Origin of the sequence: Chryseobacterium bernardetii, assembly GCF_003815975.1 — a bacterium.
Lineage (GTDB): Bacteria > Bacteroidota > Bacteroidia > Flavobacteriales > Weeksellaceae > Chryseobacterium > Chryseobacterium bernardetii.
The window spans coordinates 5,266,242-5,288,613 of sequence record NZ_CP033932.1 but is presented as its reverse complement, the minus strand read 5'-3'; the positions used below and the strand labels follow the sequence as shown (position 1 = coordinate 5,288,613).

Genomic DNA, 22,372 nt, shown 5'->3' with positions numbered 1-22,372 from the left:
AAATGTTGACCAAATCCTTTTAAAATCTCACAAAATAGAAAGTTTAAAAGTTAAATATTAGTTAAATGGAAATACCCCTTGATATTTCCTGTTTCTGTAAGTTTCAATTCTTATTTTTAATATACAGCAAAGCTCTTTCCAAAACTTCATCTTTTCCATTTTTTATTCCTTCTACAGTAGGTTTTACAAGGATGTCCGGTATAATTCCGATCCTTTGGGTTTCTCTGCCGTCAGGATAATAGGCACCAAGGCCGGTAAAGCAGGTATCCAAATCTGCAATTTTAAATTTGATAATATCTCCGTTGGCTCCTGAGGTATTGCTCCCAATTATTTTAGCTTTCGGGTGCTGCTTAAACATCATTGTTGTAGTTTCTGCCTGGCTTTGGGTATTTTCATTTACCAATACGATTACATTTCCTTTATAATAATCGGAATTCTTTCTTCCAATATTGTTCTTTCTGCTGTAAAATTTTCCGGGATAGCTGGTTTCCGGGAAGTTAAACTGGTAATAAACAGTAGTTTGTGGAAGTAATATTTCACTTAAAGGCATAATAGTCAGCTTAGGATAATTTCTAAGATCGAAAATGATTGATTCTGAAGATTTTAGATCTCTGAACATTTCACTAACCTCATCTTTAGCAAGGATGCCCATGTTAACATAACCGATTTTCTTTTCTGCATCCAGAAATTTCCATTTTTGAGGAGCCGGAACTTTCTTTACAATAATATCCTTAGGAAGATACGTTTTAGCGGTTATTTCCATATTCTGCCCGTTTCTTTCCAATTTAACGGAAAGGGAATCATTATTGCTGAAAAGAAGTTTATTTTTAAGCTTATTCACTTTTCCCCAGGAGTTAGAGGCAGGAATATACTTTCCAAGGCTGTTAACTATCTGCGGAATTGTTTTTCCATTCACATCATAAATAGCATCACCAATATTGAATGGTGTTGTCTGATGCAACCGGTTGTCATGAATCTTTGTAATAACCAATTTTCCTTCTGCATAAGAGTATTCCACCGGAAGTTTTCTGTTTCCATACAGATGAAGGCTTATTAACGGAGAAAAGAGGAAAGCATGTGAATCATCAGTCTTTGCTGCCAGTTCAGCTAAAGCCAGTTGGTAATCCTTGTCAGTATTGATATTGATGAATTTGGGAAGCATTTCAGTAAGAACATCATTCCAGTTTTGGTCCGTTTCATATTTATAAGGAAAAAAATACTCCACATAATTCCAATACCTGAATAATTCTAGTAAGCTAACCTGTTTGGAAGTGAATGCTGATCCATAAGATTTTTCATTTCTGAAAAATATTTTTCTTCCTCCTTTTCCTATATAGTGATTACTGCCAATATTCCGGTTGTTTTCAATATAATGAAGCTTCTGAGAAATATCAGGAATAAATATATTGGAATTATCTATCCAGCTCAGATCAAAGTTTTTCAGAAAGTAAGCTTTGTCAGTTTCCTGTGAGCATTCTGAGCACTCATTAACTTTTCCAAGACTTGCCATCCAATTGGAATATAAATCGTTCAATGCGGCTTTATCATTGATTCTTTCAAGCTCATTGATCTTTTTGAACAGTTGCTGATCCCAGTTCAGATTGCCTTTAGCTACCTGTGGATGATAATATTTTAAAAATCCCCAAACTCTACAGAGGGATTCCAGTTTTTGATTTTCAGATAAAATCTGAGCAGAAAATTGTAGACTGAAAAATAAAAAAATGAAAAGAGAATATTTTCTCATCAAAAAGATTGGGTTTTTCTCAAAGATAAGTGATTAATACAAGAACTGCAAAGGTTTTCCATGAATTATCCGGAAAATGGAGCCGGAAGTTTGAAGAAGGAGGTTACGATGAGTTTACAGCAGCTAAAAGTCAATATAAAGATTCAGAAAGTCAATAGGCCATTATTGTTTATATTGCTTGGTGGTTTCCATCCTTTTAATAGTAATTTAATCATCCCTCAAAATTAAAATCCCTAACTTTGTTTACTCATATAGACGTTCCAATGCAGAATAAGCTTAAAATTATCAACGATCCGGTTCATGGATTTATCAAAATTCCTCACGAAATTTTATTTGATATTATTGAACATCCTTATTTTCAAAGATTAAGAAGGATTGGGCAAACCGGCCTTTTGAATCTGATTTTTCCCGGGGCAACCCATACCAGGTTTCATCATGCCCTTGGAGCCATGCACCTGATGTTTACAGCTTTGGAAACCTTAAAACAGAAAGGCGTTAAAATATCAGAGGAAGAGGAAAAAGGAGCAATGCTGGCTATTTTAATGCATGATATCGGACATGGGCCTTTTTCCCACGCTTTGGAGAATATGCTGATGGACGACTGGCACCACGAAAAACTTTCTTTATTGCTGATGAATAAGCTGAACGAAGAATTTAACGGTCAGTTATCCATGGCTATTGAAATGTTCCAGGGGCAATACCACAGAAAATTCTTTAATCAGTTGATCTCATCTCAGTTGGATGTTGACAGGTTGGATTACTTAAAAAGAGACAGTTTTTTTACAGGCGTATCAGAAGGAAATATTAATACCCAGAGAATTATTTCCATGATGAATGTATGTGAAGAAGGTGAGCTGGTGATTGACGCAAAAGGAATTTACTCTATTGAAAACTTTTTAACAGCCAGAATGTTTATGTACTGGCAGGTATATTATCATAAAACATCCGCCTTGGCAGAATTTCTGTTAGTGAAGATCCTGGAAAGAGCAAAATATCTGATCTCCCAGGGAATAGAGCTTCCGGCAACAGAAAACCTGAAGTATTTTTTATACCGTGGAAAGAGTGCTGCAACGGATGAAGATATAGAAAGATTTACCAGATTGGACGATAATGATGTGATCCAGGCTATGAAAGAGTGGCAGAATTCTGATGATTTTGTGCTGTCTTATTGGTGTAAAAGTGTTATTCAGAGAAATCTTCCGAAAACGATTATTTCATCACATCCTTTTGACGAGAAGATTGTTGAAGAAAAAATAAAAATTACCAATGAATTTTTTGAAATTGATAACGGAAAAGAATTGGTTCATGAAATAAAAAGGAAGCTTTTGCCTTACGATACTGAAAAGCAACCCATTTATTTATTGCAGAAAAATGGTAAAAGAATGAAGCTTCATGAATCGGAAGACCAGCTTTTATCAGGGTTGATGGCAAATAAAACTACCCGTTATATCCTTATGTTTCCAAGAGATATCTCTAGGCTGGATTCTTAAATAATATTAAAATTTACGATCTGAAACCAAAAAATGTTTGCAAATTATAGAATTTCTTATCTTTGCAGAATATGGAATTCACAGCTTCGCAAATTGCAAGTTTTATTGACGGAAAAATAATAGGTGATGAGAATGCACTTATTACAGGGGTTTCTCCAATTGAAAATGGGGAATCAGGACATCTTTCTTTTATAGCACAAGATCGGTTTTCTCATTTTTTAGATACCTCAAAATGCTCCGTAATCATCGTTTCGGAAAAACTTCTGAATAAAAATAGTTATAACCCAACCTTAATTGTAGTAAAAGATGCCTATTTATCTTTTCAGGTCCTGATGAATTTATATCAGGAGATGAGAGGTAGAAAAGAAGGTATAGAAGATGGATCATCCATCCATGATTCGGCTGTGATAGGTGATAAAGTTTATATAGGAGCATTTACCTATGTTTCTGAAAAAGCTAAAATCGGTGAAGGGTCACAAATTTATCCACATGTATATATTGGTAAAGGAGTAAAAATTGGTAAAAACTGTAAAATAGACAGTGGAGCCAGAATTTATGATTACTGTATTATTGGGGATAATTGTGTTATCCACTCCAATACAGTGGTGGGAGGTGATGGTTTCGGGTTTCAGCCTACAGCAGAAGGATTCAAAAAAATTCCGCAGCTTGGAAACGTAATCATTGAAGATGATGTGGAAATAGGTTCAAACTGTAGTATAGACAGAGCAACAATAGGTTCTACCATTATTGGAAAAGGAACAAAAATTGATAATCTGATCCAGATTGCCCATAATGTGAAAATAGGGCAGAATAATGTAATCGCGGCACAGGCCGGAATTGCAGGATCTACCACCATCGGAGACTGGAACCAGATTGGCGGTCAGGTAGGAGTTGTCGGACATATCAAAATCGGGAACCAGGTTAAAATTCAGGCTCAGAGTGGTGTGAACTCCAGTGTTAACGATAGAGAAACCTTGTATGGTTCACCGGCAATCAGCTACAATGATTACTTAAGAAGCTACGTTCACTTCAGAAATTTCCCTGAAATAGTCAACAGAATAAATAATCTTGAGAATAACTCAAAAGATAATACTAATGAGTGATATGCAAAAAACGCTTCAGAAAGAGGTAACACTTTCTGGAATAGGCCTTCATACTGGTAAAGAAGTAAAACTTACCATCAAACCCGCAAAGGAAAATACGGGATTTGTATTTGTAAGAACCGATTTAGAGGGACACCCTCAGGTTGAAGCTGATGTTAATTATGTAGTAGCAACAGAGAGAGGTACAACATTAGAAAAGCTTGGCGTAAAAATTACTACCTGCGAACACCTTCTGGCTGCTTTAGTAGGCTGTGATATAGACAATGCAGTGTTGGAAATGGACGCATCTGAACCTCCTATTTTGGATGGATCTTCAAAATATTTTGTAGAAGCTATCGAAAGTGTAGGAGTAGTAGACCAGAATATTGCCAGAGAATATCTGGTGGTAAAAGAAGTCCTTACATACAGTGATCCGGCTACAGGTTCGGAAATCACAATCATTCCTTCAGATACTTATGAAGTAACTACCATGGTAGATTTTGGTACTAAAGTATTAGGAACTCAAAATGCTACCCTAAAAAATATTTCCGAATTTAAAGACGAAATCTCTTCAGCAAGAACATTCAGTTTCTTACATGAATTGGAAATGCTTTTAGATCACGGATTGATCAAAGGAGGAGATATCTCCAACGCGATCGTTTATGTAGACAAGGATCTTACTCCGGAAACTACAGAAAAACTGAAAAAAGCCTTTGGAAAAGATAATGTATCCATCAGACCAAACGGTATTCTTGATAATCTTAACCTTAATTATCCTAATGAAGCCGCAAGACATAAATTACTTGATGTAATTGGTGATTTAGCTTTGGCAGGAGTGAAAATTAAAGGTAAAGTTATTGCTAACAAGCCAGGGCACTATGTAAATACACAGTTTGCAAAGAAACTGAATCGCCAGTGGAAATTACAGAAAAAGAAAAATGTTCCTGATTTTGACCTGACTAAAGAACCTGTATTTGATATCAACGGAATTATGAAGCTTATGCCTCACAGACCACCGTTCTTATTGATTGATAAAGTTCTTGAACTTTCAGACTCTCATGTAGTAGGATTGAAAAATGTAACAATGAATGAACCTTTCTTCGTTGGGCATTTTCCTAAGGAGCCTGTAATGCCTGGAGTACTTCAGGTAGAAGCATTAGCTCAGACAGGAGGTATTCTTGTACTGGCAAGTGTTCCGGATCCTGAAAATTATTCTACTTATTTTATTAAAATAGATAAGGTAAAATTCAAAAGAAAAGTAGTTCCCGGAGATACTATTATTTTCAAAATTGAATTAATAGAGCCTATCAGAAGAGGTATCGTACACATGCAGGGGTACGGATATGTAGGAGATACAGTGGCAGTAGAAGCAGAGCTTATGGCTCAAGTTGCAAAAAATAAAGTTGATTAAATGATTCATCAATTAGCAGCCGTAGATAAACGTGCGAAAATCAGCAAAAATGTAGTTGTAGAACCTTTTACTACAATCGCAGGGGACGTAGAAATAGGAGAAGGAACATGGATTGGTCCAAATGTTACCATCATGGATGGGGCAAGAATAGGAAAAGATTGTAAAATTTTCCCGGGGACTGTAATTTCTGCAATTCCTCAGGACTTAAAGTTCGATGGTGAAGATACACAAACTATTATTGGAGACAATACCACCTTAAGAGAATGTGTAACGGTAAACAGGGGAACAAAGGCATTAGGATATACAAAAGTAGGTAGCAACTGTCTTATCATGGCGACTTCCCATGTTGCTCATGACTGTATTATAGGAGATAATGTAATTATCGCTAATGGATGTGGTATTGCAGGGCACGTGGAAATCGGAGACTTTACCGTGATGGGAGGTCTGTCGGCAGTACAGCAATTTGGTAAGATCGGAAAACATACCATGATCTCAGGGGGATCATTAATCAGAAAAGATATTCCGCCTTACGTTAAAGTAGCAAGAGATCCAATTTCCTATGCAGGAATTAATTCCGTTGGTTTAAGAAGAAGAGGTTTTTCCAATGAAAAGATTTTCGAAATTCAAAAAATCTACAGAGCTATTTTCCAGATGAAAATGAACGTTTCCCAGGCATTAACCTACATCGAAAAAGAAATGTTGCCTACCGCCGAAAGAGATGAGATTCTTCAGTTTATCCAAAACTCTCCAAGAGGTATTGTGAAAGGATACGGAACGAGTAAAGAAAGCAACTAGAAATTAAGAAAAAAGATAATATATATTTAATGGCAACAAGTAACGATATCAAAAAAGGGCTTTGCATCGAGTATAGCAATGATATTTATAAAGTAATTGAGTTCCTTCACGTAAAACCAGGAAAAGGACCTGCTTTCGTAAGAACAAAATTAAAGTCAGTAACTAACGGGAAAGTAATTGACAATACTTTCTCTGCAGGACACAAAATTGATGAAGTAAAAGTAATCACCAGAAAGTTCCAGTATCTTTATGATGATGAGAACGGATTCCACTTCATGAATAACGAAGATTTTTCTCAGTTATACATTAATAAAGAAATGATTGAAAACGCTCAGTTTATGAAAGCTGGTGAAGAAGTAACAATCATTTTGAAAGAAGCTGACGAAACTCCACTTTCTGCTGAACTTCCACAGTCTGTATACTTAGATGTTATTGAGGCTGATCCGGGAGTAAAAGGAAACACGGCAACTAACGCCCTTAAAAACGCAATCGTTGAAACAGGGGCAAGAGTAATGGTTCCTTTGTTCATTGAACCGGGAGACAGAATTAAAGTAAGTACTGAAGACGGTAGCTACTTAGAAAGAGTAAAAGAATAAATAAAATTTACATAAATTCGGTTTGCATTAGCAGTCCGAATTTTGTTTTATAAGAAAATCTATTGTTATGAGATTCCATTCTCCGCAAAAGCTTAAAACAATTGCAGATTTAATAGGTTCAAAATTTGTTGGCCCGGAAGATTTTGAAGTATTGGGAACCAACGAAATTCACATGGTTAAGCCAGGTGATATTGTTTTTGTGAACCATCCCAAATATTATGACAAGGCATTAAACTCTGCCGCTACTATTATTTTGATTGATAAAGAAGTAGATTGTCCGGAAGGTAAAGCACTTCTGGTTTCTGATGATCCTTTCAGAGACTTTAATAAGATCAATACCCATTTTACAAGAATTTACAACTTTACAGAAGAGCTTCACGATGTTGAAATTGGAGAAGGAACAAGAATTCATTCTACTGCAGTAATCGGAAACAATGTGAAGATTGGGAAAAATACTTTAATTTTCCCGAATGTAGTGATTGGTGACAGAACCGTTATCGGAGATAATGTAATCATTCAGTCCAATACCGTATTGGGAGGCGATGCCTTCTATTACAGGAAGCTGAACGGAAATTTTGACCGTTTAATCTCTGTAGGAAACGTAGTGATTGAAAATAATGTGGAAATAGGAAATGGATGTACTATTGACAGGGGAGTTACAGATTCTACAGTGATTGGTGAGGGTTCTGTTTTGGATAATCAGATTCAGATAGGGCATGATACTATCATCGGGAAAAAATGCTTAATAGCTTCTCAGGTCGGCATCGCCGGTTGCTGTGTGATTGGGGATGAAGTAACCTTATGGGGACAGGTGGGGATTGCTTCAGGTAATAAAATTGATAGTGGTTCTGTACTTTTAGGAAAAACCGGAGTGAACAGAGACCTTGAAAAAGGAACCTATATCGGAATGTTTGCTGAAGATTTCAAGACTTATCTGAAAAAAGAAGTAAAACTGAGAAATCTCAAATAAACAATTCAAAAGGTTTTATCTAAAATCAAAGAAATTTGAGTAAATTTGTGAGCATTAATAAAATAATAAATAAATTAAAACAACAATAAAATGTCAATTTTAGTAAACAAAGATTCTAAAGTAATTGTACAAGGATTTACAGGGAACGAAGGTACTTTCCATGCTAGCCAGATGATTGAATACGGAACAAACGTAGTAGGTGGTGTTACTCCAGGAAAAGGAGGAAGCGAGCACTTAGGAAAGCCTGTATTCAACACAGTAGCTGACGCTGTTGAAAAAGCAGGAGCAAACGTAAGTATTATTTTCGTACCACCGGCATTTGCAGCAGACGCTATCATGGAAGCTGCTGAAGCAGGGATCAAAGTAATTGTATGTATTACTGAAGGTATTCCTGTAGCTGATATGGTAAAAGTAAAATCTTATATCGCTGACAGAGACTGCAGATTAATCGGACCAAACTGCCCTGGAATCATTACTTCTGAAGAAGCTAAAATTGGTATTATGCCAGGTTTCGTTTTCAAAAAAGGTAAAGTAGGTATCGTTTCAAAATCAGGTACACTTACTTACGAAGCTGCTGATCAGGTAGTAAGAGCAGGTTACGGTATTTCTACAGCTATCGGTATCGGTGGTGACCCAATTATCGGAACTACTACAAGAGAAGCTCTTGAATTATTCATCAACGATCCTGAAACTGAAGCTGTTGTAATGATTGGTGAAATTGGTGGTGGATTAGAAGCTGAAGCTGCTAGATGGTATAAAGCTAGCGGATCTACTAAGCCGGTTGTAGGATTTATTGCTGGGCAAACAGCTCCAAAAGGAAGAACAATGGGACATGCTGGTGCTATTGTAGGTGGTGCAGAAGATACAGCTCAGGCAAAAATGGAGATCATGAGAGAGAATGGTATCAACGTTGTTGATTCTCCTGCTGATATCGGTGCTACTGTAGCAAAAATTCTAGGATAATATAAAACAAACAATATGAAAAAACTTTTATTAACCTCAGCTTTAACTCTCTCTGTTTTATCCTTTGCACAAGTGCAGTGGAAAGATACAAGATTCGGGGTTACTGCCGGATTAAACTATTCCAGAGTATCAAATGCCCATAATCCTTCAGGTCCAAGATACACCTTTCAGGGTGGAGCTTTGGCTTTAATTCCCATAGGAAAGGCAAACCAGTTTTATATTCAGCCTGAAGTTCTATACTATGGGGCTGGAGAAACAGGTAAAGATAGTGATGCTAAGAATGTAGATGGTTATAATGCTGTATATGCTAATAACTATCTGAGTGTACCGCTTTATTTCAAAGGGTATTTTTCAGAGGCAGAATCTGAATTCTTTGGACTGTTAGGACCTAGATTTAACTTTTTGCTGAGCCAAAATGTTAAAGATGTTCCTGCAAAAAGACCTTACTATGATCCGGATGTTACTGACCCTTCACAACCAGCAGGCGTAAATGGAAAAGCAAACAGCTTTAACTGGGGAATAGGATTAGGAATAGGATATAGCTATAAGAGGCAACTTGAATTAGCCTTAAAATATGACTTAGGTCTTGGAGATACCTATCCTGGTCTGAAAAAAGAAACCAAAGGAACAGATAAGAAAAAATCTGAACAGGTGATAGCTCTTACCTTAAGCTATATATTCAAATAAAAGATTTTATTCAGAAAATAATAAGAAATCCCGGAACTATTTTCCGGGATTTCTTTTTTGAAACAAAGAATACAATCAAAGACTTTGAATCAAATCTAAACTCACTCTTATCAGATATCGTGAATTTATATTTTAGAATAAAAAAGCAAATTCACAGATAAGTAAATTTGCCCTTTAAATTGTTTTTTATAAGTATTTTGTGCAGAAGGTTAGCCCTTAATCCACTTCCAAAGTTCCTTTAAAGTAGCTTTATTTCCGTACATCAGGATTCCTACACGGTAAATTTTTCCGGCAAGGAATATCATAAAGACAGTTGTTGCCAGCAATAATACAATAGATAAAGCAATCTGCCATGCAGGAACCCCGAAAGGTATTCTGGCAATCATGGCAACCGGAGAAGTAAATGGAATAATAGATAACCAGAAGCCCATTGGGCCATCAGGATTGTTCATTAAGGAGAAACTTCCATACATGCCCAGGGTTAATGGTAAGATCGCAAATAAAGTGAACTGCTGGGTTTCTGTTTCATTATCTACAGCAGAACCAATAGCGGCGTAAATAGAACTGTAGAAAATATATCCTAAAAGGAAAAAGACAATGAATACAAAAATAATCAGTGGGAAATTCAGTTCCAGTAAACTGTGGGAAATCTGAGTAGCAAGCTGTGTCATGTCCAGCTTACTGGCAATTTGCTCATTTGCACCGGGAACATTCTGTTGAAGAGAGGAGAATCCTGTATTTAAAACCAAAGCGCCAATCACAGACATGGTGATCCAGATCAGAAACTGGGTAAGCGCAACCAGTGTTACTCCAAGGATTTTACCCATCATCAGCTCAAAAGGTTTTACAGAAGAGATAATGATCTCCACAACACGGTTATTCTTTTCCTCCAGAACACTTCGCATTACTCTTACTCCATAGATGATAATGAACATAAAGGTAACATACATCAGAACCATACTAAGGCCGGATTTTACCCCAAAAGTAAGGTCGGAATCCTCTTTGTTGTTGTCAGCAACGTTAATGGTTTTCAGGCTGAAACTCTTATCAAGATCGTTCAGTTGAGTTTCCTGAATTCCTAATTGTTTGATTTTTTCCTTTTTAACAACATTGGTAATGTCGGAAATAATTTTTTGTTTGGTATCAAAGCCCATTTTACTGTTGATAACCAATCTTGCTCCTGTTTCAAGTTCTTCGTAATTCTGGCCTTTCAATTCCGGTAAAATTAAAATTCCATCCAGAGATTCATTTCCTTTTAAATTATTAATTTTAGACTTTTCATCTGCAGCAGAAACAAACACATAATTCAGCTTGTCATTTGACTTAAGTTGGTTAGTGAATAAACCACTTTTATCAACAACCTCAATAATACTGTGGGATTCATTGGCTTTAAACATTAATCCGATCACTGCCCCAAAAGCAATAATCATAACTGGAGCCAGTAAAGTCAATATGATAAAGGATTTTTTCTTAACCTGTGTAAGAAACTCCCTCTTTGTAATTAAAAAAATATTTTTCATAAAATTAAGAATGGTTACTTACGGCATTAATAAACACTTCATTCATACTAGGAATTCTTTCGTCAAATGACCTTACTTTCCCTACATGCACAAGGTCAAGAAGGATATTATTCTGATCTGCTTCATTTTTCAGGTCAAAAGAAACCAGGCTGTTCTCATTGGAAAAGTTGAAGATCTCATATTTATTTCTGAAGTTTTCCAATTGTTCATTGTTTACTTCAGAAAGCGTAATTCCAAAAATATTTTTTTTGAATTTTTCTCTTACATCAAAAACTCTTCCGTCAATAATCTTCTTTGAATTATTGATTAACGCCACATAATCACACATTTCTTCCACGCTTTCCATCCTGTGGGTAGAAAGAATGATGGTGGTTCCATTATTCTTAAGATCAATAATCTGGTCTTTAATTAGGTTGGCATTCACAGGATCGAAACCTGAGAAAGGTTCATCAAGGATTAAAAGATGGGGCCTGTGCAGTACGGTTACCACAAACTGGATCTTTTGTGCCATCCCCTTAGAAAGTTCAGAAAGCTTTTTCTTCCACCATTGGTCGATATTCAGCTTTTCAAACCATTTTTTCGCTTCATTCAGGGCGTCATTTTTACTCATCCCTTTCAGCTCTCCGAAATACAGGATCTGATCACCTACGCTCATATTCTTATACAGCCCTCTTTCTTCAGGCATATAACCAATATCTTTAATGTGGCTGGGGTTCAGCTTTTGTCCGTTGATTAAGATTTCTCCGGAGTCTGCCTGGGTAATTTGATTGATGATACGGATAAATGAGGTTTTTCCGGCTCCGTTGGGTCCTAAAAGTCCGTAAATACTTCCTTTGGGAACATGGATGCTGAAATCATCCAGTGCGACCTTTTTTCCGGCATTATAGGTCTTTTTAATATGTTCAGCTTTTAGCATTAAGTTATTTTTTTACAATTAGTAGAAAAAAGTGCTTAAAGTTACGGAAATATTAAAAGAGATTGTTATAAAAGAAAAAATCCTGATGATTATCAGGATATTAATTTATTGTTTCACGATTTGAGTAACTTTTTGTGTATTGTCGCTCAAAATATAACGGATCAGATATTTTCCGGGTTTTAATTTTTCAATATTAATCTCTCCGGAATTCATATTGACTGTATAATTGGCAACCTGCATACCCAAAATAGAATAAAAAGTCACACTTTTGATCCTTAAAGAAGAATCTTTTGCCTTAATAATAAGGAAATCCTTTGCAGGATTTGGATAGGCAAGCAAAACACCATCATCTGCTTTCTGAGTGATGGAACCCGGCTCTCTAAGCTGAGCTTGTAAATTGTTGGAAAAACCAACAAAAGTGCCTACAAATAGAAATAAAAGTAAAAGTTTTTTCATCAAATTTATAATTTCTCGAATATATATAACAAATATAACAAATCCTACAATTTCATACAATAGTTTTTTGTATAAGTTGTAGTAAATTTGTAAAAACTTATTCAAAAAGTATTCCAAAATGATACATTCAAGAAATAGAAGACTTAGAGTTAATGAATCTATCAGAAGTTTGGTAAGAGAAAATGTGCTTACAACTGATGATTTTGTAATGCCGATCTTCGTAATGGAGGGCGAAAACATGCAGGAACCGATCCCGTCGATGCCAGGGATTTTCAGGCGAAGCATAGATTTAACAGTGAAAGAATGTAAGGAATTATTTTCTTTAGGCGTAAAAGCTGTCAATTTATACATGAAGGTGTCTGAAAACCTGAAAGACAATACCGGAAAAGAAGCTTGGAACAAGAACGGATTAATGCAGAATACCATCAAAGCTATTAAAGACGCTGTTCCTGGAATGGTGGTCATGCCTGATGTTGCTTTAGACCCTTATTCAATCTACGGACATGACGGAATTATTGAAAACGGGAAAATATTAAATGATGCTACCAATGAGGCATTGGCAAAAATGTCAGTATCTCATGCGGAAGCAGGAGCAGATCTTGTAGCTCCAAGTGATATGATGGATGGCAGAGTGCAGGTAATCCGTGAAGCATTGGAAGAAAGCGGGTTTACAGATGTTGGTATCGTAAGTTATGCTGCAAAATACGCAAGTTCTTTCTATGGGCCTTTCAGAAGCGCTTTAGACAGTGCCCCGAAAGCAGATGTTGAAATTCCTAAAGATAAAAAGACTTACCAGATGGATTTCCACAATTCCCGCGAAGCTTTAAACGAAGTATTTAAAGATATTGATGAAGGGGCAGACGTTATTATGATTAAACCGGGACTTCCTTATCTGGATATTGTTTCTAAAGTACGTGAAGCAATTGATCTTCCGATTGCTGTTTATAATGTAAGTGGTGAATATGCGATGGTGAAAGCTGCGGTTCAGAACGGCTGGCTGGATAATGATAAGACGATCATTGAAAATCTTACCTGTTTCAAAAGAGCAGGGGCAGACATGATCTTCACTTATTTTGCCAAAGAAGCGGCAATGATTTTAAATAAATAAAAGAATTGTAAATAAAAAATAGACTGTTAGAAAGACAGTCTATTTTTTTATCAAAGCAAACAGAATCTTTTGGATTAATAGGGGATATTGCCTCCAGCATCAAAAAGGTAGCTATCGGCAAAATAAATATTGATTTACAGCCATGGCTTTCTTCCATAGACATAAGTATCATCAAACTGTCTGTCATCCATACAGAGATAGATGATGCCTTCAATAAAAGGGATAACAGAAGCAACGCCACAGGTAACAAGGTTTAGAACCAACTGGATAATTCCTTCTTTGGTATATCCGAGATAAAATTTGTTTAGAGCCAGCCATCCTACAAGAATACCCAATAAAGCTGCGGGAAGTTTTTTTTCTGAACGGTAAGGAATATTGTTCTGCTGTTGACTCCCGGTATTATCATTCTTTGTATAACCGTAATTTTCCATTTCTTAGTATTTGTAATTGATTGAATGTTTTTACAATAAGTAGTTTAAAATCAATAAAAGTTACATCAACTGAAAGTGGCCAGGGTTAGATTTTCATATAACAAATTTATATTGATGTAAAGAGAATTTATATTTTTGATATATTTGCCTTATGATTTTACGAGGAGAAAACTTAATCAAAGAATACGGTCCTAAAAAAGTTGTAAAAGGCGTTTCTGTACAGGTTCAGCAGGGAGAAATTGTAGGTTTGCTTGGTCCTAACGGAGCAGGAAAGACCACATCGTTTTATATGATCGTAGGGTTGGTTAAGCCTACTTCAGGAAAAATTTTCCTTGATAAACAGGAGATTACTACGGATGCCATGTACCGAAGAGCTCAAAAAGGAATCGGGTATCTGGCGCAGGAAGCCTCAGTTTTCAGAAAATTGTCTGTAGAGGAAAACATCATGGGAGTATTGCAGCTGACGAAACTTTCAAAACGGGAACAGCAGATCAAATGTGATGAACTGATTGAGGAATTTTCTTTACAGCACGTTCGTAAAAACAGAGGGGATCTTCTTTCCGGAGGAGAAAGACGTAGAACAGAAATTGCCCGTTGTCTGGCTACAAGCCCGAATTTTATCCTTCTGGATGAACCTTTTGCCGGGGTAGACCCTATTGCGGTGGAAGATATTCAAAAGATTGTAAGAAGTCTTGTAGATAAAAATATCGGAATTCTGATTACTGATCACAACGTACAGCAGACCCTCGCCATTACTAACAAAACTTATATTATGTTTGAAGGAAAGATCCTTAAAGAAGGTCTTCCGGAAGACTTAGCCAATGACCCGCAGGTAAGAGAAGCTTATCTTGGAGAAAACTTCGTATATCAGAGTATTTTAGACAAACCAAAGAAGAAAAAATATGCCTACAATATCTGGGCAGGTAATTTTGATTCAAAACCCCTGCTGCAGGGATTTGTAGATGAAAATTTTAAAGAATACGATGATCTGAGACTGATGTACGGTTTTGAAGATATCAGTTTTGCTTCATTGGCTAATTCTGAGATTGAACATATCTTTAACGAAGTAGTGGATAAGAATGCAAATAACTCATTTGTTTTCCAGAAAAAGGAGATCAATTCACAATATTCTCTGGAGCAGGCAGAGGCAGAATCTAAAAAAGTAAGCAAGCCTGAGCTTCATTATCTTACAACATATATGTATGAAGGATAAAAGTTAAAGAATTAATAGTTAAAAATAATAATAAAAACGTACCTTTTTCTTTTCGAAACGGTACGTTTTTTCAGTTTAAATAATTCCTATGGCAAAACCATTCAACAGAACAGTTACTTTATTTGGGATTTATAAACAGCTTGTTCCATTTATCAGACCTTACCGGTTAATGATCTACGGAACATTGTTTCTCACTTTTCTCGGAGCTCTGGCAGCGCAGGTTAACCCTATAGTTCTTAAATATACAGTAGATGAGGTTACAAAACTAACTCATCTTCCCCATCCGATGACAGAGGGAATTCATATCCTCATTATTATTTCCATTATTTTATTGGGAAAAGAGTTGCTGAATATTTTTATCAACTTCGGTCAGAAATTTTATGGGGAAAAAATAAGGATTAACGTAAGTTCCGTTCTGGCTCAATCTGCAATTGATAAAATCTTAACCTACCGTGTAGCTTACTTCAACGACGAAAACCATGAATCCGGAAAACTACAGATAAGGATTGACCGTGGAATTGAAAGCTTAACAAAACTTGTTCAGAATTTCTTTATTGATATTCTTCCGCTTTTTTCCAATGCCATCATTGCACTCATCATTATGTACATGCAGAATGTGTACGTGGGAATAGTTTCTACAATCATTGTTCCGATCTATTTTTATATAAGTTCACTACAGGCTAAAAAACTAAGCGGAGTGCGCCGGCAGCTCAGAAATCAGAGAGAAAAGAAAACTTCAGGTCTATTGAATCTTGTAAATTCCATTATGGTGATTAAAAGCTTTGTCCGTGAAAAATTTGAAGGCAAAAAACAATATGACCTCCAGATGGAGCTGATGGAAAGCCAGATGTTCACCAGAAGAACTAACTTTATCTATGACGGACTAAAAACTTTCATTGAACAGTTCGGGGTGGTACTGATTATTCTTCTCACAGTGTATCTGGTACTCGATCAGCAAATGACCATTGGGGCCATTATGCTTCATATTATGCTTTTCAATAACGTTTCAGCGCCCATCCGTCAATTGCACAGGATTTATGATGATATGAATGATGCCATGATCTATGCGGAAGGGTATTTTGATATTCTTAATGCCGATAATGAAACAGAACCGAGCGGAAGTTTTGTGGAGAAAAAAATCAAAGGAACTTTTGAACTTAAAAATGTAAACTTTACTTATCCTAACGGAACACAAGCATTGCATAATGTTTCTATGAAAATTGAAAATGGAAAAACAACAGCATTAGTAGGGTTAAGTGGAGCCGGGAAATCAACAATTATTAATCTTCTGTGTAAATTTTACCTGCCGGATTCAGGAGAAATTCTGCTGGATGGAGTGAATTTAAATGAATATGAGAATACATTTTTGAGAAGAGATCTTGGGCTGGTTCTTCAGAAAAATCATATTTTTCAGGGAAGTATTGAAGACAATATCCGCTATGGAGATATGAATGCAAGCTTTGATGAAATTCAGGAAGCCGCTAAAAAAGCATACCTTCATGATCAGATCTTGGATCTCCCTACCGGGTATCAGCATGATGCTACTCAGCTTTCAGGAGGACAGCAGCAGAGAATTGCCATTGCAAGGCTGTTTCTGAAGAATCCGCCAATTATATTTCTGGATGAGCCTACAGCAAGTTTGGATGCTATTGCTACGGAACAGATCAAAAACTCTCTGGATGCCATTAAGGAGGGGAGAACCGTTATCATTATTTCCCATTCCTTATCTCAGATTCTGGATTCTGATACCATTTATGTGATGAAGAAAGGAAGAGTAGTGGAAAATGGAACCCATGATGAGCTTTATAATAAAGAAGGTACCTACCGTGAAATTTTTGATGCTTCAGCACGAAGCTTAAATCTTGATAAACTGGTGAATACTCTTAAAGAAAATTAATAATTTTGTTGACTGATCTCTTCAGCAACTACAGCTAAAAATGAACGATCATTATCTTAAAAAACTTGACCGTGTAACAGCTATTCTCACCCAATTGCAGTCTAAACCTGTTGTAAGGGCTCAGGATCTGGCTGAGAAATTTGCTGTGAGTATAAGAACCATTTATCGGGATGTAAAAACGCTGGAAAATGCAGGGATACCAATCATAGGAGAAGCAGGAAACGGTTATTCCCTGATGGATGGTTATAAGCTTCCACCGGTGATGTTTACTAAAGAAGAGGTTCTGAGTTTTATTACAGCCGAAAAGCTGATGCAGAAGTTTTCCCATCAGAGTTTGGGGAACCATTATCAGACAGCTATGGAAAAAGTACGCTCTGTGTTGAGGTATTCGGATAAAAATCTGATCCAGAATATTGAAAAGCAGATTGATGTTTTTAATTTTCATACCCAGCAGAAAGAAGAAAGTACACTGAAGAATGTAATTCCCATAATTCTGGAAAGTATTGCTGAGAAAACACAGCTGAATATTGAATATCAAACGGTAGATTCAAGAGTCACCAACAGAACAATTGAAGCCGTTGGGATTTTCTTTGAATTCAATTTCTGGTATATTATGGCCTACTGTACACTGAGAAAAGATTTCAGGCAGTTTAGAGTAGACAGAATTCTGCAGATTTTCAAAACGCAGACTCCTTTTTTGCAGGAATACGGACAGATTAATGACTACAGAAAATCGAACGGAAATAAAGTCAAGGTCAAACTGCTGGTAGATAAAAAAATAATGGCACATCTCGTCAATTCTAAAAAATATTATGGCCTGGTTGAAGAAGTAGAAACCGATAAAGGAATGGAGCTTACTTTTGAAACAGAATGGATCAAGGATGGATTTCCTCGCTGGGTAATCACTTTTGCAGACTATGCTACCATTCTTGAGCCAGAGAGCCTTCGGGTAAGGATGAATGAAATTCTAGCCAAAATGATAGAAAGACATCAGTAAAAACCCCAGCAGAAAACTGCTGAGGTGAATGACTTTATTGGTAAATAGATGAAATGGTTTGTAAGGCAGTTTTATTAAAATCTTTCCCAGAAGAAAGGCGGCTCAATTCCTAAAGCTCTTAAATAAACATATCCCTGTGCGCGGTGGTGGATTTCATTATCAATGAAATAAAGGATATTTTCATATACCGGGAACTGATATTGTCCGAATAAATTAAATGTCTCCTGGAAGCGCTCTTCAGTAATCTGTCTGAAATAATGATTAATCACTTCAGTTTCTTCATCCCACTTTTTAAGGATTTCCTCTTTAGTTTTTGGATTCACTCCTTCCTCATTGTATGCTTCCATATTGTTTTCTATAATTCCCTTCAGGGCAACTCCGCCAATATTAAGAAGTTCTGTTGCCATTTTAGCGAAAGGTCTCATTCCGCCAATTGAAAATTCAAATAATTCTTTTTCAGGAAAAGCATCAATCACCCTTCTTGTCAGGTTTCTGTGGCCTTGCCAATCTTTTAATAATTGCTCGCTTGTCATGAATTGTTTTGTTGCAGTTGCTGTAGTTGTCATAATGTATCGTTTTTGTTTGTTATTGTTGATACAAAGGTAAGAGCAGGTTATGACAACAGTTTGTCAGTAGGATTTTTGATGATGAAAAATATTTTATTTCTTTGCTAAAATATTAAAGAGTACTTTTCCGTTTAAGGAAAGTATATTAATAAAAAGAAAAATGATTATTAGAATTATGAAGAAGTATATTTTGCCTGTAATGGCCACTCTTTTATTAGTATCATGCAATAAAATTGAAGAAAAAATAGATCAGACGGTTCAGGAAACCAAAGAAAAAGTGCAGCAGAAAGCCCAGCAGGCAGTAGAAGAAACTGTTAAGAAAACGGTGAACGAATCTATTAATTCATTCACTAATTCTGAGGATGTAAAGTTCAATACCGTTTTTCCAAATGCAGGAGCTGATATGATTTCAGAAGAAAAAGGGAAAAAAATAAAGCTTCCCACAGGTACAGAGGCATATATCTTTAAATACAAAGCAGATATCGCAGTAGTACTTCCTTTCTTAGAAAAACAGCCTACTCCCAATGAAGGAAAATCAGATAAAACAGCAAGAAAAATTGATGGACAGAGTATAATCAGTAAAATAAGCCTTCTTGCAAAATTTCTGCCAGATAATACCTTTGATACAAGCTTTTTAGAAGATATTAAAACAGACAAAAGTATCCAGTATTATAAACTGAAAAGATTCCCTAAAAGTAGTACTATTATCTACAACCCCAAAAATCAGACCATCATACAGTATGTAGAGGTAAATAAATAATTTGGATTGGCCGGCTTTTGCCGGCCGTTTTTGTACATAGCCATTGCGAGCCATATGAGAAGCCATCTCAATCTGTCAGAAAACTACTTGTCGGAAAAATGAAATTATGCTTATTCCTAATGTTGACTAATCATTTTTTTATATAGGAGTTTATTGCTGTATTTTTTTTTCAAATTATTAATAAAAACCTTTATATTTTAAATCAATCTTATTTTTTAAAGCAATAACGTTTATGTGATATTGAAGCGAATTTTTCATTATATATTTGATTTTTGTATTTAATATTTATTTTTTTACTAAATTTATTCAATTAATAACAATGGTATGAAAAAGGATTTATTAAATAAAAAAATCTATGCATTAGTATTAAGCGGAGCTGGTGCTATGGGATATGCTCAGGATAGCATAAAACAAAATAATATAGATGAAGTTGTGGTTACCACGGGTAGAACTAAGCCCAGAACCATCATTACCTCAGCAATTCCTATTGATAACATTTCTGCAGTACAATTGAAATCCACAGGGCAAATTACTTTTGATAAGGCTTTAACCTATGCTGTCCCATCTTTTAATTCATCACAACAAACTGTTTCTGATGCAACGGCTCATTTTGACCCGGCAGATTTAAGAGGATTGGGTCCATCCAGAACATTAGTTTTAGTAAATAATAAAAGAAAAAACCAAAGTGCCCTGATTTATGTAAATGATACACCGGGAAAAGGTGAAGTAGGTACAGATCTGAAAAGTATTCCGTCGGCCGCCTTACAGAATGTAGAGGTTTTGAGAGATGGCGCATCTGCACAATATGGCTCCGATGCTATTGCGGGAGTGATCAATATTATTCTTAAGAACAGTGTTGGAAAAAGCACGGTCAATCTTTTTTCAGGGATTACTTCAAAAGGAGACGGCTTTAATATCGGTGCAGATTTTAATACAGGAATCAGAGTTGCCAAAAATGGAAGTTTGAACCTTACATTGGGATATTCTTTGCAAAATAAAACTAACCGTGCAGGTTCTGCTACAAAAGATGAACTTTTTGGTGTGGATAATGCCTGGACGCAGGCTAATCCTGGTTTAGGAATGATCATAGGGCAACCGGAGACAAAAGTTGCTAATATGTTTGTCAATTTTGAGTTACCAACAGGTGAAACCGGTAAATTTTATGCTTTTGGCGGTACAACTTACAGAAACGGGACTAGTTATGCTTTGTATAGAACACCTTATTGGGTGCCTTCAGATTTTGGTTTGTTAACTCCAAAAGGACAGCCCTACAACGGGTTTCAGCCGGAATTTAAGACAGATGTTTATGATTATAATTTAACCTCCGGGTGGAAAGGTATGTTTGGAAAATGGAGTTTTGATGGGAGTGCCACCTTTGGCTCTAATGCAGTTGATTATGTTGTAGGAAATACCATTAATACCTCTTTAGGTGGAAATTCACCAACCCGCTTTAAAGCAGGAGGTCATCAGTTCAGTAATATTATAGGAAACATAGATATCAGCCGGGATTTTGGTGCGTTTGTCTTAGGTGCCGGAGCAGAAGTACGTAACGAAAACTATCAGGCGAAGGCAGGAGAAGAAGCATCTTATATAGGAAGTGGTGCAGAATCATTCCCGGGATTGCAGCCTCAAAATGAAGTTAATAAAAACCGACAGAATATCGGAGCTTATATGAATGCTGAATGGGATGTTACAAAAGACCTTTTACTTGGAGGAACTGTGAGATATGAAAACTTTAGTGATTTTGGAAATAATGTTTCCTGGAAAGGAAACGCAAGATATAAGTTGCTGGATGATAAATTAGTTTTCCGTGGTTCAGTTTCTACAGGATTTCGGGCACCTTCATTACACCAGATTTATTATTCCAATGTTCAAACCAAAATTACTGGGAATACTGTAGCTAATCAGGGTACTTTTAATAATGACTCTCAGATTGTAAGATCTGATCTTGGTGTACCAAAATTAAATGCTGAAAAAGCCTTTAATATTACCGGGGGACTGGCCGTAAAACCTTTTAAAAATCTGACTATTACGGCAGATTATTATAGAATAAAAATTAAGGACCGGGTACTTTTCTCAGGAGATATTGGTTATAAAACGGGTGCTCCGGGTAGTCCGGATACAACAAACCCTGTGGAAGTAATATTAAACAATAATAAAATAACCTCCTTGAAATTTTTCACCAATGCTGTAAATACAGTTACTGAGGGAGTAGATTTGGTAGCTAATTATTATACTTCCGCTATTGGCAAAGGAAGATTGGGAGTTATTGCTGCTTTCAATTATAACGAAACTAAAATAGTAGATAATATTGCCGTTCCGTCTATTTTAGCTAAAAATGGTTACTCAGAAAACTTTTTTGATAGAAAAGAACAATCCAGAATTACCTCTGCAAGACCAAAAACAAAAATGATTCTTAGTCTTTCCTATGACATTACAAAGTTTAATTTTAACTTAAATAATACTTACTTTGGTTCTGTTGCATGGCAACATGCAACTGATCCGGCTAAAGATCAGACATTTTCTGGTAAGGTAGTAACAGATATAGTTTTGACATATAAAATTACGAATGATCTTAAAGTTTCCGGAGTCGTAAATAATCTATTTAACATCTATCCGGATGTTATAGATAGCAAAGGAGATGTAGTAACTGATCTTGGAGGAAGGTTCAAATATCCTTGGGAAGTGAATCAGTTTGGATTTAACGGAACAACTTTTCAGTTAAATGTTAATTATACTTTTTAATCTATAAATAAAGGATTGGCACTTG

The 22,372-nt window shown here is 36.0% G+C and carries 20 protein-coding genes and 1 pseudogene; 15 read left to right on the top strand and 6 right to left on the bottom strand.

Annotation, left to right across the window (positions count from 1 at the left end; genetic code table 11):
- Positions 1–103 precede the first annotated feature (103 nt).
- On the bottom strand, positions 104–1,744 hold the full coding sequence (locus EG339_RS23935; protein ID WP_123872560.1) for a S41 family peptidase: 1,641 nt from the start codon (positions 1,742–1,744) through the stop codon (positions 104–106).
- 29 nt (positions 1,745–1,773) lie between these two features.
- Here EG339_RS23935 and EG339_RS24690 point away from each other — a divergent pair, with 29 nt between their 5' ends.
- From EG339_RS24690 to EG339_RS23895, 9 genes are all read left to right on the top strand, one after another.
- The gene (locus EG339_RS24690; RefSeq protein ID WP_262706889.1) at positions 1,774–1,902 is read left to right on the top strand and encodes a hypothetical protein; all 129 of its coding nucleotides are present in this window, start codon (positions 1,774–1,776) and stop codon (positions 1,900–1,902) included.
- Between the two features lie 105 nt (positions 1,903–2,007).
- Positions 2,008–3,234, top strand: coding sequence for an HD domain-containing protein (locus tag EG339_RS23930; protein ID WP_123872761.1), 1,227 nt, complete (start codon positions 2,008–2,010; stop codon positions 3,232–3,234).
- A 71-nt stretch (positions 3,235–3,305) separates the two neighbouring features.
- Entirely contained in the window at positions 3,306–4,337 is a 1,032-nt protein-coding gene (gene lpxD / locus EG339_RS23925) for a UDP-3-O-(3-hydroxymyristoyl)glucosamine N-acyltransferase (protein WP_123872559.1), read from the top strand.
- The gene (locus EG339_RS23920; RefSeq protein WP_123872558.1) at positions 4,330–5,727 is read left to right on the top strand and encodes a bifunctional UDP-3-O-[3-hydroxymyristoyl] N-acetylglucosamine deacetylase/3-hydroxyacyl-ACP dehydratase; all 1,398 of its coding nucleotides are present in this window, start codon (positions 4,330–4,332) and stop codon (positions 5,725–5,727) included. Before lpxD ends, EG339_RS23920 begins: the two co-directional genes overlap by 8 nt.
- Positions 5,728–6,522, top strand: a complete 795-nt coding sequence (gene lpxA / locus EG339_RS23915; protein ID WP_066698273.1) for an acyl-ACP--UDP-N-acetylglucosamine O-acyltransferase — start codon at positions 5,728–5,730, stop codon at positions 6,520–6,522.
- 29 nt (positions 6,523–6,551) lie between these two features.
- Positions 6,552–7,118, top strand: a complete 567-nt coding sequence (efp, locus tag EG339_RS23910; RefSeq protein WP_065398948.1) for an elongation factor P — start codon at positions 6,552–6,554, stop codon at positions 7,116–7,118.
- Positions 7,119–7,185: 67 nt separating this feature from the next.
- Positions 7,186–8,088: a UDP-3-O-(3-hydroxymyristoyl)glucosamine N-acyltransferase gene (locus tag EG339_RS23905; protein ID WP_123872557.1), complete on the top strand. Its 903-nt coding sequence runs from the start codon at positions 7,186–7,188 to the stop codon at positions 8,086–8,088.
- A gap of 90 nt (positions 8,089–8,178) precedes the next feature.
- Positions 8,179–9,051: a succinate--CoA ligase subunit alpha gene (sucD, locus tag EG339_RS23900; RefSeq protein ID WP_047488432.1), complete on the top strand. Its 873-nt coding sequence runs from the start codon at positions 8,179–8,181 to the stop codon at positions 9,049–9,051.
- A 15-nt stretch (positions 9,052–9,066) separates the two neighbouring features.
- Entirely contained in the window at positions 9,067–9,738 is a 672-nt protein-coding gene (locus tag EG339_RS23895) for a porin family protein (protein WP_123872556.1), read from the top strand.
- Between the two features lie 209 nt (positions 9,739–9,947).
- Here EG339_RS23895 and EG339_RS23890 read toward each other — a convergent pair whose 3' ends face one another.
- The 3 genes from EG339_RS23890 to EG339_RS23880 all read right to left on the bottom strand — a co-directional run bounded on the left by EG339_RS23890 (position 9,948) and on the right by EG339_RS23880 (position 12,630).
- On the bottom strand, positions 9,948–11,258 hold the full coding sequence (locus tag EG339_RS23890; protein ID WP_123872555.1) for an ABC transporter permease: 1,311 nt from the start codon (positions 11,256–11,258) through the stop codon (positions 9,948–9,950).
- Between the two features lie 4 nt (positions 11,259–11,262).
- Entirely contained in the window at positions 11,263–12,174 is a 912-nt protein-coding gene (locus EG339_RS23885; protein ID WP_123872554.1) for an ABC transporter ATP-binding protein, read from the bottom strand.
- Between the two features lie 105 nt (positions 12,175–12,279).
- Complete coding sequence (locus tag EG339_RS23880; RefSeq protein WP_123872553.1) at positions 12,280–12,630, bottom strand: T9SS type A sorting domain-containing protein; 351 nt, start codon at positions 12,628–12,630, stop codon at positions 12,280–12,282.
- A 118-nt stretch (positions 12,631–12,748) separates the two neighbouring features.
- Between EG339_RS23880 and hemB the strand changes: the two genes are divergently transcribed.
- Positions 12,749–13,738, top strand: a complete 990-nt coding sequence (hemB, locus tag EG339_RS23875; protein WP_123872552.1) for a porphobilinogen synthase — start codon at positions 12,749–12,751, stop codon at positions 13,736–13,738.
- 134 nt (positions 13,739–13,872) lie between these two features.
- Here the strand turns inward: hemB and EG339_RS23870 are convergent, their stop codons facing one another.
- Complete coding sequence (locus EG339_RS23870; protein ID WP_123872551.1) at positions 13,873–14,169, bottom strand: TM2 domain-containing protein; 297 nt, start codon at positions 14,167–14,169, stop codon at positions 13,873–13,875.
- A gap of 151 nt (positions 14,170–14,320) precedes the next feature.
- Between EG339_RS23870 and lptB the strand changes: the two are divergent.
- The 3 genes and pseudogenes from lptB to EG339_RS23855 form a co-directional block, all read left to right on the top strand.
- Positions 14,321–15,046, top strand: a pseudogene (gene lptB, locus EG339_RS23865) (LPS export ABC transporter ATP-binding protein); the annotation flags it as partial.
- 505 nt (positions 15,047–15,551) lie between these two features.
- Positions 15,552–17,279 (top strand): ABC transporter ATP-binding protein, encoded by a 1,728-nt coding sequence (locus EG339_RS23860; protein WP_123872760.1) that lies wholly within the window; start codon positions 15,552–15,554, stop codon positions 17,277–17,279.
- Between the two features lie 40 nt (positions 17,280–17,319).
- Positions 17,320–18,276, top strand: a complete 957-nt coding sequence (locus EG339_RS23855) for a helix-turn-helix transcriptional regulator (protein WP_123872549.1) — start codon at positions 17,320–17,322, stop codon at positions 18,274–18,276.
- A gap of 74 nt (positions 18,277–18,350) precedes the next feature.
- Here EG339_RS23855 and EG339_RS23850 read toward each other — a convergent pair whose 3' ends face one another.
- Entirely contained in the window at positions 18,351–18,842 is a 492-nt protein-coding gene (locus tag EG339_RS23850) for a DinB family protein (RefSeq protein WP_123872548.1), read from the bottom strand.
- Between the two features lie 175 nt (positions 18,843–19,017).
- Between EG339_RS23850 and EG339_RS23845 the strand changes: the two genes are divergently transcribed.
- Together EG339_RS23845 and EG339_RS23840 are read left to right on the top strand one after the other, a co-directional pair.
- Positions 19,018–19,602 (top strand): hypothetical protein, encoded by a 585-nt coding sequence (locus EG339_RS23845; RefSeq protein ID WP_123872547.1) that lies wholly within the window; start codon positions 19,018–19,020, stop codon positions 19,600–19,602.
- A 324-nt stretch (positions 19,603–19,926) separates the two neighbouring features.
- On the top strand, positions 19,927–22,347 hold the full coding sequence (locus EG339_RS23840) for a TonB-dependent receptor plug domain-containing protein (protein WP_123872546.1): 2,421 nt from the start codon (positions 19,927–19,929) through the stop codon (positions 22,345–22,347).
- Positions 22,348–22,372: the final 25 nt, after the last annotated feature.